Below are 15573 nucleotides of genomic sequence, written 5' to 3' on the forward strand. Positions count from 1 at the left end.
ATCAGGATTCACAATATTATAATTCACAATATTACCTATTAGGTTTCTAGGGTTGTAGGGATTAATTAAAACAGTAAATATTGACAACATCGGTGCTAATATAGGTGCTATAAAAATAGTAATATTACTTGTTAAAGATTAATTTTTAATTGTTAGTTAATAGTTACTAATTTTGCTATATATCAATAGAGACACCAATGACTACTCACAAAGTATTGACCACCGACAAACTGGCACAACAGATTCAAGCTTGCGCAAAGGCGCAATTGACTGGTCGGTTGGAGATTGAAGATCCCCAAGGTCAGCAGTGGACTCTTTTTTTCCACTTCGGTCGTTTGAGTGGCGGTGCTAGTAAAATGCATCCCATTCGTCGTTGGTGTCGGCAGTTGTCTGTACACTGCCCAGAACTATCAGCTGATCCTGTGTGTCAGGGGTCACCGGCTCAGCCGGTGTATTGGGATTACAAATCTCTAGCAGAACTAGTCAGAGAGGGGAAAGTACCGCTCAGACAGATGAGGTCAGTTGTTGCTGGCAACTGTACGGAAATACTCTTCGATATCATCCAACGGCAGGAACAACTCCGCTGTGGTTCATCAGAGCAACTAACTTACAGGCAGATTCCTCAAGACACTATTGATTCAACATCTGATTCAACCTTTGATTCAACCTTTGATTCAAGGTTGGTAGTAATTCGAGCTTCACAGATTTGGCAACAGGCAATGCTTGCTTGGGAGCCTTGGCAAGAGGCTGGTTTGGTAGATATTTCCCCTTCTTTGGCTCCGGTGATCTGGGATGCTGACAAATTGCGACAGCAGACCTCATTACTGGCCTACCACAACCTGACTACCTTAGTGGATGGCGATCGCACTTTGAGGGATTTAGCTTTGACGTTGAAACAGAATCTTTTGGCTCTGGCCCAATCAATCATGCCCTACATCCGAGTACAGGTGATGGGTCTGATCGAGGTTGGGGACTGGCGCTGTGATACTCACTTTACTAAAGCCACTAACCCAATGCCAGAAAATGCTCGAAGGTTTGGAGGACCAGTTCAGACATTACCAGCTAGTCCCTTGGTAGTTTATATCGAAGACAGCCACATCGATCGGCTGACCATGAGTCAAATTCTTGCCAATGCTGGTTATCGATTTATCAATGTTCAAGACCCTATCAAAGCCTTGCCGACCTTGCTAAAGCACAAACCACAGCTGATCTTCTTGGATTTGGTGATGCCGGTTTTAAACGGCTATGAAGTCTGTGCACAAATTCGTCGGGTTTCGGTGTTTCAAGACACGCCAGTGATTATGGTCACCAGTAATGACGGAATTGTAGACCGAGTGCGGGCCAAGATGGTCGGTTCTACAGACTTTTTAGCAAAGCCTATTACTCGGTCAAAGGTATTGACAATTCTCCAGAGGCATCTCGGGGTTAGTCGTAATATCCTGTCCAGTTGACTACTTACTTTAATACTTTAGTAAAGGGAACAGGGAGTAGGGAGTAGGTAACTTTCTATAAAAACTTATCACAATTAATTTACTATACCTACTATACCTATTCAATTAATTGAATTATTGTTATTTTATTTTTAAGCTTATAAATTCAAAGTTATGGTAATTAGTTTAAACTAAAAAAAATGATTAACACTAAAAAACAAAAGAATTGTAATTAACATCATCAATAAGCAAAAAAAAATATGACTACAGTCCTTTTGGTTGAAGATAGTTTGACGGAAAATGAGATTCTAAGTTGTTACCTCAGAGAAGCTGGTCTCAACGTAGTTAGTGTCACCAGTAGTGAGGATGCCCAGATTAAACTCCAGTCCCAGAAACCAGATTTAGTGATTGTCGATGTGATTTTGCCAGGACAAAGCGGGTTTGAACTGTGCCGGGAACTCAAAACTAATTCCAACACCCAAATCATTCCAGTTGTGATTTGCTCAACTAAAGGAACTGATGCCGACAAACTCTGGGGTTCAATGCTGGGAGCTGATGCCTATTTACCTAAACCGATAAAGCAGCAAGAACTAATACAAACAATCCAGCAATTGTTAGGCATTAGGCATTAGGCATTAAGTATTAGGTATTAGGTATTAGGTAATGTTAAACTCCCTTGACCCAGTGGTAACACAAACCAATCTTGACCTACTGAACTTAGATCCACTAACCCCAGAAACCCGAGTGCGGTTGCTGCGTTTTCCTCTTGGAAAAGATGACAGTGTTCTGTTGCCCCTAGAGCAGATTACAGAAATTATCAGGGTGAATGTGCCGGAGGTTCTGCTGGTGCCGGAAATGCCCAGTTGCATTTTGGGAATTGGTAATTGGCGTTCAGAAATGCTCTGGTTGGTAGACCTAAACCAGCTGGTTGGCTATCCACCTCTGTCGAAGCTTGGGCAAGTTTCGGTATCTCCTGTGGCAATAGTAGTTCAGGTCAATGACCAGTCTTTGGGTCTGGTGGTATCCCATGTTAATGATATTGAGTTACATGAATTGGAGCAACTCCAGCCACCGACTCCTGGTTTATTTCCTCCTAAGCTATTGCCTTTTCTCCTGGGGTACCTACCTGGGGATGGCGGTGCAGTTTTGGATGTCATGGCTATTACTCAATGTCCCCTATGGCAGACACATCAACGAGGGGACTCTTGGGGAGGAGAGTCTTGAGGTTTTTCGACTTAGCCTCCTCCGAGATCTGGCAATTGATCAGGGCAATTATGATGAGTTTTGATCAACCAAATCAATCCCATCAAACCAATTATGACTGCTTGACAAGCTGGTCACTAACTCTGCCCATTGAACAGTCTATTGGAAGAGTTACTACCGACTCGATTGCCTCTGAACTGCCATCATGGTCGGCAATTTTACCATTATCAGATGTTGAAAAAAACGAAACTATAACTATGCCACAATTTGATCAATCTGAGGAAATACTCAGTTCTAAGTCCCAACTCAATCAATCATCGAGTAATGGCAATGGCAAGGGGACACCTACCGGGGTTCAGTTTCACCTAGCCGTGGATATTGAGCAACACTGCAAGGGTGAGCGGCAGTGGTTATTCAACCTGGCCACCCAGATGCGCAAAGCAGAAACTAGTGATGCCCTGTTGAGAACCACAGTGACTGAGGTTAGTCAGCGTTTACGGGTAGACCGAGCCTTGATTTTTCGCTTCCAGTCGGAGAATCGGGGTACAGTGCTAGTTGAGTCGATGGTGGGTGGCTATACTCCCAGTCAGGGGGAGTACCTACCAGTGATTGCTTTTGGGGCTGAGAATCGGTCAGCCTACGAGCAACAGGAAGTTATAGCCCTTAATGATATTAATGACCGGGCTGTTAGTCCTTTTCAACTCCAACTACTGGAACGATTCCAGGTCAAAGCCAGCTTAAGTCTACCGATTTTGATCGAAGGGCAATTGTGGGGCTTACTAGTGGTGCAGCAATGTTCTGGTTCCCGGGAATGGCAGGAAGCTGACATTAGTCTGCTCTACCAAGTTGTTACTGAACTGAGGCTGAGTCTACAGCCAGTGGAATTGAGTAACCGATGGCGAGAGCAGGTGAAGCAGGAAAAGGTCTTGGCTCAAATCTTGGGCACAATTCCACCGTCTTCTGATCCCAATATTGCCCTGGGCAACATTTGCCACGAACTGCGCCTGTTTTTCAAGGCTGATCGGGTAGTGGTTTATCGCTTCAATCCTGACTGGAGTGGTGAATTTGTGGCTGAGTCAGTTGCAGAGGGTTGGGTGAGCCTGCTCCAAGACCAAAAGCAAAATCCTAACCTGACATCACCAGATCTATTTTCCTCTAGGCGCTGTACGGTCAAGCAAATCGGATCGGTGGCCAGCCCTACTACCGATACCTATTTAAAGCAGACACAAGGGGGCAGCTATTTCAAACGTAAGCAGGTAGAGCGAGTTGACGACATCTATGCCGCTGGTTTTTCACAGTGCTACATTGAAACCTTAGAAAAATACCAGACCAATGCTTATATTATCGCCCCAATCTTTGATGGTGAACACCTCTGGGGCTTATTTGCCGTTTACCAGAACTCTCGCCCTCGGCGCTGGCAAGATAGTGACGTCGTGCTGCTGTCACTAGTCAGTGACCGTCTCAGTAATATTCTCAAGCAATTGGACATTACAGCCCAGCTACAGGAGAAATCGGAGCAACTGGATATTGCGGTTAAGGGGGAACACATAGCAAGTCGCTTCCTTGATAAGATACTTAAGAGTTCCGACATCAACAGTGTTTTCCAGACCGCTACTCAAGAAATCCGGCAGCAGCTGAAGTGCGATCGCGTGGCTGTTTATCGCTTCAATCCTGACTGGAGTGGTGAGTTTGTGGCTGAAGATGTGGCACACGGTTGGATACCGTTAGTTGAACCGAGTATTAAAAAAGTCTGGCGCGATACCTATTTGGAGGAAACCGAAGGCGGTCGGTATCGCCACAATGAAACCTTAGCCATTGATGACATTTACAAGGTTGGTTACGATCAATGTCACATAGACCTGTTAGAGCAATTTCAGGCTAAAGCTTATGTGATTGTACCGATTCTGCAAGGGGAAACCCTCTGGGGTTTCCTCGCAGCTTACCAGAACAATGGCCCTCGTCACTGGCAGAAAATGGAGGTGGGTATACTGGCTCAGATGGGCCGACAATTTGGGGTTGGCCTCCAGCAAACGGAGTATATTGAACAACTGCGAGCAAAATCCAAGCAACTGCTATTGGCTGCAGACCTAGAAAAATCAGCAGTCAAAGTCATCAACAAAATCCGGCAATCTCGGAAACTGGAGACGATTTTCAAGACCACAACCATAGAAATTCGTAAGCTCCTGATGGCTGACCGGGTCGGTCTGTTTCGCTTTGACCCTGACTCCGATTATAACGATGGAGAGTTGGTGTCTGAAGATGTGGTCAATGGGTACGATGGGATCCTGGGTAAGAAGGTTCACGACCATTGCTTTAGTCAACAGTATTCCCAGCACTATGTCGAAGGGCGAGTACACGCAGTTGCTGATATCTACAATGGGGATCTTGGCGATTGCTACATTGAGCTGCTAACTCAGTTTCAAGTCCGGGCTAACCTGGTGGTGCCATTGCGTAAAGGGCTTGAACTGTGGGGATTTTTATGCATTCACCAATGCAGTAAGCCCCGTCAATGGCAGGAGTATGAGATTGATTTTGCCAAGCAGATTGCCCTACACTTTGAAGTTGCCCTACAACAAACAGAGTACCTGGCGCAAGTCGAGGCCAAATCTACCCAGGTCGCTAAAATCGCAGGGATGGAGCGAGCGGTAGTTGGAATCATCAACAAGATCCGTCAGTCTCGAAACCTAGATACCATTTTCAAGACAACCGCTATCGAAATGCGCAAGCTTCTTCAGGTTGACCGGGTGGGTGTATTTAAGTTTTACCCTAACTCTGGCTTTGATGATGGGGAATTGGTATCTGAGGATGTGGCATCAGGCTACCATGCCATGCTAGGAATCAAAGTTAACGACCACTGCTTTGGTGAACAGTATGCCCCTCACTACACCGAAGGACGTGTGCAAGCAGTTGCTGATGTCTACAATGCGGGTTTAAGCGATTGCCATATTGAGCTGCTGGCTCAGTTCCAAGTCCGGGCTAATCTGGTTGTGCCCCTACTTCTTGCACCTGATTTGTGGGGATTGTTGTGCATTCACCAATGCAGTAAGCCCCGTCAATGGCAGGAGTATGAGATTGATTTTGCCAAGCAGATTGCCCTGCACTTTGGGGTAGCGCTACAGCAATTGAGCTACCTGGATCAAGTGGAGGCCAAATCTCACCAGCTTGCCCAAGCTGCTGTGCGGGAGCGAGTAGTAGCAAGCCTTAGCAACCATTTGTCCCAGTCTGTAGATGTTTATAGTATCTTCCAGAGTATTACCAAAGAGTTGCGGCAAGTGTTGGGAGCTGACCGGGTAGTAATCTATCGCTTCAACTCCGACTGGAGTGGTGAGTTTGTGGCTGAATCGGTTGCCCCTGGCTGGATTTCCCTAATCACTGAACAAGAAAGAGACGACCGCCTGAAGGTGGATACAACGGCTTATGAGCGCTGCCAAGTTACAGCCCTGAGTGTTAATTCTCGTAATCATGTTGATACCTGCTTGCAAGAAACCCAGGGTGGAGAGTTCGCCCGAGGTGACCGCTTCAAGAAGGTTGATGACATCTATGCCATGGGTTTCGCTCCCTGCTACATCAACACTCTGGAACAATACCAAGCCAGGGCATATCTGATTATGCCAATTTTCCAAAGTGACAAGCTCTGGGGGCTGCTGGCGGCTTACCAAAATACGGGACCCCGTCAGTGGCAAGATACCGATGTCACCCTCATGCTCCAAATTAGTAATTCCCTGGGATTAGCCTTGCAGCGATCCCATTACCTAGATCAGTTACGAGCCCAATCTACCCAACTCACCAAAGCGGCTCAAATTGCTCAGGGGGTAACCAAAATAGTTGGTAAGCTGTTTCAGTCTCGGGATGTAAATACAATCTATCGTATCACAACCCAAGAAATCCGGCAGCTGCTCAAATGCGATCGCGTAGCCCTCTATCACTTCAATCCTGATTGGACTGGTCAGTTTGTGGCTGAGGCAGTTGCAACTGGTTGGTTAGCATGGGTGGGAGCAGATATCAAAGCCTTCTGGCCCGATACTTATCTACAAGACACCCAGGGAGGTCGGTATCGCAATCGTGAAAGCGTGGCCGTTGATGACATTTACACCTTTGGTTATTCTGACGGTTACCTAGAAACCTTAGAGCAATATGAGGTTAAGGCTTATATGCTGGCACCGATTTTTATACAAGGAACCTTATGGGGTTTACTGGGTACCTACCAAAATACTGGTCCTCGTGACTGGCAAGAGTTTGAACTCAACGCCCTGGCTCAGATTGCGGTGCAAGTAGGGGCAGCCCTGCAACAGGCTGAGTATCTCGCACAAATCCAAAACCAGTCCCAGCAGCTGACCGATGCCGCACAACGGGAGAAAGCCGACAAAGAAGCAGTACAGCGGGAGGTAATGCAGTTGCTCTCAGCAGTGCGACCAGCTCTAGAAGGAGACCTCACCGTCCGAGCTCCGGTAACCAACAATGAAGTAGGTACCATTGCTGATGCCTACAACAACACCTTACAAAGCCTGCGCCGGATTGTGACTCAAGTCCAGCAAGCTTCCAGGAAAGTTGCCCAAACGTCTGTTGACAGGGAATCCTCCATTGCCAAGCTCACAGCCCAAGCCCAGCAGCAATTTATGGCTCTCGGTCAAGCCTTAGAGAACATCCAGACCATGGTTAATTCTACAGAAGCTGTAGGTGAGAGTGCTCAACAGGTAGAAGTAGCAGTCCAAACCGCTAACCAAACCCTCCAAGCAGGGGATGCCGCCATGAACCGTACCGTAGATGGAATTCTCGAAATCCGGGAGACAGTGGCAGAAACCAGCAAACGGCTCAAGCGCCTGAGCGAATCGTCCCAGAAGGTTTCGAGGGTAGTAAACCTGATTAGCAACTTTACCAATCAGACCCAATTGCTAGCGTTGAATGCAGCCATTGAAGCCACCAGGGCCGGTGAGTATGGACGGGGTTTTGTAGTTGTTGCCGATGAAGTGCGTTCTCTAGCGCGTCAGTCAGCGGAAGCCACCACTGAGATCGAGCAGTTGGTGCAGGAGATCCAGAAGAGTACCGCTGAGGTTTCTACAGCCATGGATAAAGGTATTCAACAGGTTGCCCAAGGAACCGCAATGGTACAAGATACCCGTCTCACTCTCAATGCCATTGTTGAAGCTACCAGCCAAATCAGCCAGCTTGTAGAGGGTATTACCCAAGCCACCCAGGTACAGACCGAAGAGTTCCAATCCGTGACCCAAACCATGACTGAAGTTGCAGGAATTGCCAACAAAACTTCTGAGGATGCCATGGAAATTTCTACGTCTTTCCAAGAACTCCTAGCCATGGCTCAGAATCTTCAAGCCAGTGCTGACCAGTTCAAGGTTGAGTAGTCATTTGCCTTGCTAAAATCCATTTTAAATGCGTTTTAGCATGCATGCTAAAGGGGACTGGGATATATCTTTTTTATTTGATTTCAGGCTATAGACATTTTCAATGCACAAAATTTTTATTAAAACTAGGAAAATTTTATTGAATAAAAATTTTCCTAGTTTTAATAAAAAATCACTAATAATACGAGCATTTTTTCGTATAATCAGTTAGAGATAATTTTTTTTATTTTATCCCGATTCCCGATTCCCGATTCCCGATTCCCGATTCCCGATTCCCTACTCCCTACTCCCTACTCCCTACTCCCTAAGAATAAAATACCTCACCCAATTGACAACTGCTCTAATGACTAATGACCCGAAAATTCGTGAGCAAAGCTATCGCTACTTTCTCCAGGAAGCACCGGAACTGCTGCAAGTCTTGGAAGAGGATTTGCTGAGTTTGTCAGAAAACTATAGCATCAATAAAGTCAACAACTTGATGCGGACTACCCATACCCTCAAAGGCGCAGCAGCTAGCATTGGGTTGGAAACAATCGCCACTGTAGCTCACTCCTTGGAGGATGTTTTTAAAGCTCTGTTTAACCCCGACTTGTCCATTGATCCAGAAATTGAAGCCTTACTGTTTCAAGCTTATGAGTGTCTGCGCCTACCTCTGACCGCTGAACTCACAGGGGGGCAAATCGATGACACCGAAATCAAAAATCGAACTGCTGCTGTTGTTGCCCAACTCCAAGAGAAGCTGGGGGACTGTTTTGGTCACGAATCCCATCTGCCCACCTCACTAGAATTGGGCTTCGACGTCACCCAGTCCATTTTTGAAGTGGGGGTTAGCCAAGGCTTAGACGTAATCCAAGCTGCCCTAAATAATGACAATCCCAGTGAAATCAGCATCACAGTTCGCCACCAAGCAGACATTTTCTTGGGGTTAGGGGAATCCCTTAATTTACCAGGGTTTGCCGCTATTGCCAAAAATGCGATCGCAGCCCTAGACAACCATCCCGATCAGGTGGTCACCATTGCCAAGACCGCTTTGTGTGATTTCGTTGCAGCACAAGCAGCGGTGCTAGAAGGGGATAGGACTCAAGGTGGTCAACCTTCTATAGCTCTGCAACAACTAGCTGACCTTAGGTCTTCAAGTCAAAATTCACAATTCACAATTCAAAATCAATCTTCTGTCTTCGGCAACGGAAAAGAACAAGACCTTAATCGAGTTGAGCTGGGACTAAAAGAAGGAGAAGGTGTTGTTAATAATTCTTCCGTTACTGATCCAGAATCTAAAACAAGGAAACGGTCCCAGCTTGTGGAAATGATCTGGGGAGGATCAACTACACTAGATCAGCAAACCTTTGATCAAAGTAGAAAGTTGCAGAGGTCGGAGCAAACAGAGATAGATGTCTTGCATGGAGAGATAGCCTCACCTGATCAAGAAATCGCCACAGAAAAAAATTTTGTTTTGCACAACATGGGGATGATTGATGCAGATAATCAAAAAAAAGAACAACGACAAGATCCCGAAATTATCACAGACGAGATCATCCCGCCCATAGGCAATGCTAGAAATGCCCCTCTAAACTCTTCCCATCTCGCCATAACTCCCTCCAACCAACATCCCAGCACGCCATCATCTAGGGATCTATCTGGTACTGTGCGGATAAATATTGAGCATCTAGAATACCTGAATTACACAATTGGGGAATTACTAACCAACCAAAACCGCCAGTTGCTCGAAAATGAACAACTGCTGGCTGCAGTGCGAGTACTCCTTGATCGTATCGACCAACATCAGCAAGTTCTAGAGCAACTCCAAGATTGGTACGACCGCCTGTTTATTTTGACCCAACAAAAGCAGATTAGGCAAAGGTTGCAAGTTAGCAAGTTGAATGTTGAAGGTTTAAACAAAAACAAAGCTACCGACCCAAATCTTAGTTTTTATTCCTACCCTTGGGCAGAAAAAACGTTGCAGCTTAGCAAGTTGAAGGTTGAAGGTTTAAAGGAACACTTTGCTACCAACCCCAATCCTACGGCCAACCTTGGCCAAAAGGCCACGCTACGCTCTCAACCTGCCAACTTTCAACATAGCAACTTTCAACATAGCAACTTTCAACATAGCAACTTTCAACCAACTAACCTTGGCCAAAAGGCCACGCTACGCGAACAACATACCGACTATTTCGATGACCTGGAACTAAAACGTTATAGCGCACCCGAGCTTCTGATCCAGTCAGTTCTAGAAGATGCTATTCAATTAACAGAAGCTGCCCATGACATTGAGCTGTTCAGCACCCAATCCAGTAAAACTCTCGAACAACAACGTCGGTTGTTAACCAACCATCGTGATGTCTTGATGGACGCCCGGATGTTGCCTTTAGGGGAAATATTTAGTCGTTTCCCCCCTGTCCTCAAGCAGTTGTCAGCTTCCCACCATAAGCTGGTAGAGCTAAAAATCTCTGGTAATGATGTTTTAGTGGATAAAGTTGTTGCCCAGAAGTTGTACGACCCCCTGCTGCATCTTGTGCGTAATGCTTTTGACCACGGCATTGAGACTCCTGCTGTACGGCAACAACAGGGCAAACCAGAAAAGGGATTAATTGAAATCAGTGCTTGCCATCGGGGCAGATATTTGGTGATTGAAGTTTTTGATGACGGGCCAGGGTTGAATTTTGAACGGATTCGCCAACTAGCAGTAGAACGTGAACTGATAGACTTTGAACAGAGTAATAATCTCAGTGAGGCTCAGCTGAGGAATTTGTTGTTTGAACCAGGCTTTTCCACTGTCTCTGGGGTGAATAACCTCTCTGGACGTGGTGTTGGTCTTGATGTTGTCCTAAACCAGGTCAAAGCTCTGAGGGGTTCCGTCCAGGTTGATTCTTCTCCGGACCAAGGCAGCAGATTTAGACTACAAATTCCCTTGAGTTTAACCATAGATAAATTACTTCTGTGCCAGGCTGGGAAGCAAGTTTATGGTTTGATTACTGATCAAGTCGAGCAAATTATTATTCCTGAGGAACACCAGCTCCGAAGTTGGGAAGATGGCAAAGTTCTCCACTTGGGTACCGGGACTGATCAGCAACTGGTTAAAGTCTACCAACTTGGGCAAGTCCTAGATTATTCCTCTGTGGCAAATCCATTCTCAGTAACCCATCCCCATCAACCTGTTGTTCCTCTTCAGACGATTAGACCAATCATTCTGATCCATTACCAGGATCAGCTTGTCGGTCTGGAAGTAGACCAACTGTTGGGAGACCAGGAGTTGGTGATTCGTCCTTTGGGGACAATGATTGTGCCACCCCCCTATGTCAATGGGGGCAGTATTCTGGCCGATGGTCGGTTGACATTGGTGCTGGATGGGACTGAATTGATCCAGTACCTGTCTGAGCAACAGACCGATGGCAGTCAAAGGTTACAGGTTAGCACATTGAAAGTTGAAAGCAAAAGCTATGACCAAGCCACCCAACCGATGGAAACCCTTTCGCGAAAGCAGCTTCCACCTTCAACGGTTGAACCGTTCTGGGTCAGACGTAAGCCAAAGGTACTCCTGGTAGATGACTCGATCACCCTGCGCCAAACTCTAGCCATGACCTTACAGAAAAATGGCTATCAAGTGTTTCAAGCCCAGGATGGTTATGAAGGGATTGAGCAACTACAGCATCAGACAGACATACAGTTAGTGATCTGTGATATTGAGATGCCTCGCATGAATGGGTTTGAGTTTCTCAAACACTGTCAGCAAGACCCAGCTTTGGTAGATATTCCTGTAGTCATCCTCACATCCCGCAGTAACGATAAACACCGCTTGATTGCTGCACAGTTGGGGGCAAAGGCTTATATCACTAAGCCCTATTTGGAACACAAATTGTTGACAACAGTAACCGATGTTGTTGAGCCCATTTAACCGTTAATAAGGGAGTCGGGAGTCGGGAGTCGGGAGTCGGGAGTCGGGAGTCGGGAGTCGGGAGTCGGGAGTCGGGGGAATAAAATTGGCTGTAGCTCATAAGTATGATCAACGCTATATCCTGCAATTCTTTGGTAATTAGTAATTGATCATTGCTCCTGGTGAATTGGTAGTTTAAAAAATCCTAAAAATATCCCTATAACTACTCAGCACTAAACAATAATCACTAAACAATAATCACTATAAAATAAAGGCGATGGACGATTCAAAACTAGAAAAATTAATGGTTTTTAAAATTGCTGATTATTCCCTATGTCTCCCGATTATGGATGTTATTAAAGTGGTTAATTATACCACGGAAATCAGCCGGGATATGAAAACCATGGGATTAGTTCAGCTAGGCAAGCATACCATTAAAGTTTGGGATTTACATCAGCAGTTGGGGGATGGTAGTTTACCTCACCGAAGCCCTAACCAAAGGTTCTTAGTGATTATTCGTCCTAGGGACTCCGAACTTTGGGGAATTTTTGTCGATGATCTGCCTAATTTGGTGGAGTTACCCCAAGACATGATGCGACCTATCCCGAAGTCTTACCGTCAGGCCAGTGTTCTGGAGATGATATCTCATGCAGCTGTTATATCAAACGAAGCATCTACTCAGAAAATTTTTCTTTTGGATTTACAGCAAGTCGGTGCCTTGACTCCTTAATCGTCACTAGAAAAGGCTATAATAAAAATCTAAACTTACCAATTACCATTTGTTAATTGTTAACTTGTAGCAATTAACAATTTTTTTATGGCTAATGATCATAAATCAACTACACTATTAAAATTAACTCTAAGTTAGTTAACATGAGTACTTTTCGTGTTGGTATTGCTGGTCCAGTTGGTTCAGGGAAAACTGCTCTATTAGATGCATTGTGTAAAGCCCTGCGAGACTCTTATCAAATCGCTGTGGTCACCAATGATATATATACTCAGGAAGATGCCCAGTTTTTAGTTAGGAGTCAGGCCCTAGAAAGCGATCGCATTCTGGGTGTGGAAACGGGGGGTTGTCCCCATACTGCCATTCGGGAAGATGCCTCCATGAACTTGGCAGCCATTGAACAGTTGGAAAATCGGTTTACTGATTTAGACTTGGTGTTCCTAGAAAGTGGAGGGGATAACCTAGCAGCAACCTTCAGTCCAGAACTAGTAGATTTCACGATCTACGTTATTGATGTGGCTGCTGGGGATAAGATTCCTCGTAAAGGAGGACCAGGAATCACCAAGTCTGACTTGCTGGTGATTAACAAAATTGACCTGGCACCTCAGGTGGGAGCAGATTTAGGGGTGATGGAACGGGATGCTAAAAAGATGCGAGGAGATAAACCCTTTGTGTTTACGAATTTGAAAACTAAAGAGGGAATCTCTACGGTGATTGACTTGATAAAACTTGACATGGGCGCTTATTAATTCCCTTGAGAAGGGAGTAATAAAAGTGTTGGAATCAAACCTAATCTGATCATATGATCATGGGTGGTGATGATACTGTTTTATAGCGTTTATCACAGTTATGAGGTACAGTCTTCTTTGACGTTGATTCCCTGTCTTGATGCAACCCATCCCTATTCCCTATTCCCTATTCCCTCTTCTCTCTTCTCTGTTCCCTGTTCCCTGTTCCCTGTTCCCTAAAATCCATAAATTGTTTACCTCATAGCTATGAGAATTGCTATATTTGTTTGTGTTATTGCATTTATCACTTGGTTGAAAAATGCTAGATAATTAATTATTATATTATAGTTTAGCAATTTTAATCTACGATAAAAAAATGTATTAAATTCTACCTAAATTTAGGTAAGCTGGTAGAGCCAACGTTATCCTGGTTGACTACCAAAAAGTCGAGTAACTGTGTGAACGCCAAAGGCGTGGCAGAGCCCATGGCCCCCCTCGTGATCCCCATTTCTAGCCAGATTCAATCACTGGGATTCCTTGCTTTCCAGGGTTTCCCTTTAGGGAGTAATGTAATGTCGAGATAATTACCCTTAATACAAATCTCCCCATCTCCCCATCTCCCCATCTCCCCACACTTCCCACACTTCCCACACTTCCCGCGCCCGGGCTCGACACTTTTATTATGGGTATTCAACAACAATCTCCACAGCCTTATAAAATTATCGGAAGTAAAACTCAACCAGTATAGTCCATCTGATTGCCGTGATTTGATAGTCTAAAATATAATGGCTCCTTCATTCCCAATCCCATGGAAGTTGTTGTCCCCTTTACCCCTCCTAGTCGTCCAACCGAGTTTTCGGCTCTGGGCTATCTGTTTGGGCGATTTGACCCAAACCCATCTCAAGAGCCTAATCGGTCAGTTAAAGGAACTCTTGTTCTCAAACAAGGAATCAGCTTCAGTGCCTATATGCACCAACCCTTGTGGAATAAATTAAGTACCAACCCCTCTTTTGGTGAGAAAAAAGTCTATCTTTGGCGAGTATATTTCCGCATCACCAAGGCAGGAAAACTCGCTCAAATTCAAATCAAGAAATTTATTCCCCTAGAAGGGAAAACTACTCTACGTCATTCTCCCAGTGACGAAAGAGTCGATCAGTTTCGGGTTCGTGGTTTAATTCACGATGTCAAGCCAGAAGCAGTCGTGGCTTATGTAGAACGCAATCACCTGCCTCCTAGAGGAAAAGCCAAAAGTTATCCATGGCAGCCTTTTTTGTTAAGTCTCCAGGGGTCTTTGCCAGAACCAGCAGAAAAGGATGATTTCTGGGAATTTTTTTGTAGACGAGTAGGGGAGCAACTCCACATAGAGGAAGCTCATCCAGTTAACGTAAATCTAGAAGACTCAAATTTCTATTCACATTACTCCGAAGAAAAAACTGACTATCAACCTCAACCAAGCCCTAACACTAAACCCAATGAAGTTATCATGATTCAAGGCAGAAAACCCGAAATCACCGTCAAGTTTACCGAAAGACCTAATTTACCGGAGCAAGGCAAGAAAGTTACTTTACTCCTCACTGGTGACAATGGCATAACCGTTCAGGCAGAACTTAATCGCAAGACCCTCAAAAAGCAAGTAGAAAAGATGGATAGCTTTGCTGATTGGGTAGCGGCTTTGAGTGGAAAGATAGCCAGGGTTTCTCCAGAAGGGGTAATTGAGTTAGAAGGTGCAGGAGTTAATGTATTTGAGAAAAAACCAAAAGTTACCGAATCAACTGAGCCAAAAGAGTCTCAGAAGCCTTCTAGCAACCCAGAAACAAGTAAGCAAGAACAATCACAACAACCTGCTCAAAAACAGAAGAAAGTATTTCGTCTGATTGATTAGGATAGGTGTTGGTTGTAAGGAGCAGGGAGTAGCCCACAGGGGTACGTTGTTTACCTCAGGGTCAAACAGGTAGTGTGGGAGGTGTGGGAGGTGTGGGAGGTGTGGGAGGTGTGGGGAGATCGGGAGATAAGGAGATGGGGAGATGGGGAGATGAGGAGATCGGGAGATGGGGAGATCGGGAGATGGGGAGATGGGGAGATGGGGAGATCGGGAGATGGGGAGATGGGGAGATGGGGAGATCGGGAGATGGGGAGATGGGGAGATGGGGAGAGGGGGGGATGGGGAGATGGGGAGATGAAATTAATAGAATTGGAATTAGTAACACTAGACTGACTAGGTGATCGGAAGAGACAAAGTCTGAACAACAGTCAC

The 15573-nt window shown here is 45.4% G+C and carries 11 protein-coding genes; 10 read left to right on the forward strand and 1 reads right to left on the reverse strand.

What is annotated here, in order from left to right:
* Positions 1-197 precede the first annotated feature (197 nt).
* The 5 genes from F6K51_RS20645 to F6K51_RS20665 all read left to right on the forward strand — a co-directional run bounded on the left by F6K51_RS20645 (position 198) and on the right by F6K51_RS20665 (position 11885).
* The gene (locus F6K51_RS20645) at positions 198-1451 is read left to right on the forward strand and encodes a response regulator (protein WP_293023573.1); all 1254 of its coding nucleotides are present in this window, start codon (positions 198-200) and stop codon (positions 1449-1451) included.
* A 239-nt stretch (positions 1452-1690) separates the two neighbouring features.
* On the forward strand, positions 1691-2062 hold the full coding sequence (locus F6K51_RS20650) for a response regulator (RefSeq protein WP_293023576.1): 372 nt from the start codon (positions 1691-1693) through the stop codon (positions 2060-2062).
* Between the two features lie 31 nt (positions 2063-2093).
* Positions 2094-2654, forward strand: coding sequence for a chemotaxis protein CheW (locus F6K51_RS20655; protein WP_293023578.1), 561 nt, complete (start codon positions 2094-2096; stop codon positions 2652-2654).
* Between the two features lie 50 nt (positions 2655-2704).
* Complete coding sequence (locus F6K51_RS20660) at positions 2705-7993, forward strand: GAF domain-containing protein (RefSeq protein WP_293023581.1); 5289 nt, start codon at positions 2705-2707, stop codon at positions 7991-7993.
* Between the two features lie 328 nt (positions 7994-8321).
* Positions 8322-11885 carry a hybrid sensor histidine kinase/response regulator gene (locus F6K51_RS20665; RefSeq protein ID WP_293023584.1) on the forward strand — a complete coding sequence of 1188 codons (3564 nt, stop codon included), beginning with the start codon at positions 8322-8324 and terminating at the stop codon, positions 11883-11885.
* On the opposite strand, the gene F6K51_RS20670 is transcribed toward F6K51_RS20665, so the two are convergent.
* The gene (locus F6K51_RS20670; protein ID WP_293023586.1) at positions 11824-11985 is read right to left on the reverse strand and encodes a hypothetical protein; all 162 of its coding nucleotides are present in this window, start codon (positions 11983-11985) and stop codon (positions 11824-11826) included. The two genes, F6K51_RS20665 and F6K51_RS20670, sit on opposite strands and share 62 nt — an antisense overlap.
* Positions 11986-12141: 156 nt before the next feature.
* Between F6K51_RS20670 and F6K51_RS20675 the strand changes: the two genes are divergently transcribed.
* The 5 genes from F6K51_RS20675 to F6K51_RS20695 all read left to right on the forward strand — a co-directional run bounded on the left by F6K51_RS20675 (position 12142) and on the right by F6K51_RS20695 (position 15542).
* Complete coding sequence (locus F6K51_RS20675; protein ID WP_293023588.1) at positions 12142-12594, forward strand: chemotaxis protein CheW; 453 nt, start codon at positions 12142-12144, stop codon at positions 12592-12594.
* Positions 12595-12737: 143 nt separating this feature from the next.
* On the forward strand, positions 12738-13340 hold the full coding sequence (gene ureG, locus F6K51_RS20680) for an urease accessory protein UreG (protein WP_293023591.1): 603 nt from the start codon (positions 12738-12740) through the stop codon (positions 13338-13340).
* A gap of 66 nt (positions 13341-13406) precedes the next feature.
* Positions 13407-13559 carry a hypothetical protein gene (locus tag F6K51_RS20685; protein WP_293023594.1) on the forward strand — a complete coding sequence of 51 codons (153 nt, stop codon included), beginning with the start codon at positions 13407-13409 and terminating at the stop codon, positions 13557-13559.
* 568 nt (positions 13560-14127) lie between these two features.
* On the forward strand, positions 14128-15201 hold the full coding sequence (locus F6K51_RS20690; RefSeq protein ID WP_293023597.1) for a hypothetical protein: 1074 nt from the start codon (positions 14128-14130) through the stop codon (positions 15199-15201).
* Between the two features lie 74 nt (positions 15202-15275).
* Positions 15276-15542 (forward strand): isopentenyl pyrophosphate isomerase, encoded by a 267-nt coding sequence (locus F6K51_RS20695; protein WP_293023600.1) that lies wholly within the window; start codon positions 15276-15278, stop codon positions 15540-15542.
* Positions 15543-15573 lie beyond the last annotated feature (31 nt).

The sequence above is a fragment of the Moorena sp. SIO3I8 genome (genome assembly GCF_010692325.1).
Classification (GTDB): Bacteria; Cyanobacteriota; Cyanobacteriia; order Cyanobacteriales; family Coleofasciculaceae; genus Moorena.

Coding starts and splice junctions, on each gene's coding strand:
- F6K51_RS20645 (WP_293023573.1), top strand. CDS start 198: ATGACTACTCACAAAGTATTGACCACCGACAAACTGGCACAACAGATT.
- F6K51_RS20650 (WP_293023576.1), top strand. CDS start 1,691: ATGACTACAGTCCTTTTGGTTGAAGATAGTTTGACGGAAAATGAGATT.
- F6K51_RS20655 (WP_293023578.1), top strand. CDS start 2,094: ATGTTAAACTCCCTTGACCCAGTGGTAACACAAACCAATCTTGACCTA.
- F6K51_RS20660 (WP_293023581.1), top strand. CDS start 2,705: ATGATGAGTTTTGATCAACCAAATCAATCCCATCAAACCAATTATGAC.
- F6K51_RS20670 (WP_293023586.1), bottom strand. CDS start 11,985: ATGAGCTACAGCCAATTTTATTCCCCCGACTCCCGACTCCCGACTCCC.
- F6K51_RS20675 (WP_293023588.1), top strand. CDS start 12,142: ATGGACGATTCAAAACTAGAAAAATTAATGGTTTTTAAAATTGCTGAT.
- ureG (WP_293023591.1), top strand. CDS start 12,738: ATGAGTACTTTTCGTGTTGGTATTGCTGGTCCAGTTGGTTCAGGGAAA.
- F6K51_RS20690 (WP_293023597.1), top strand. CDS start 14,128: ATGGAAGTTGTTGTCCCCTTTACCCCTCCTAGTCGTCCAACCGAGTTT.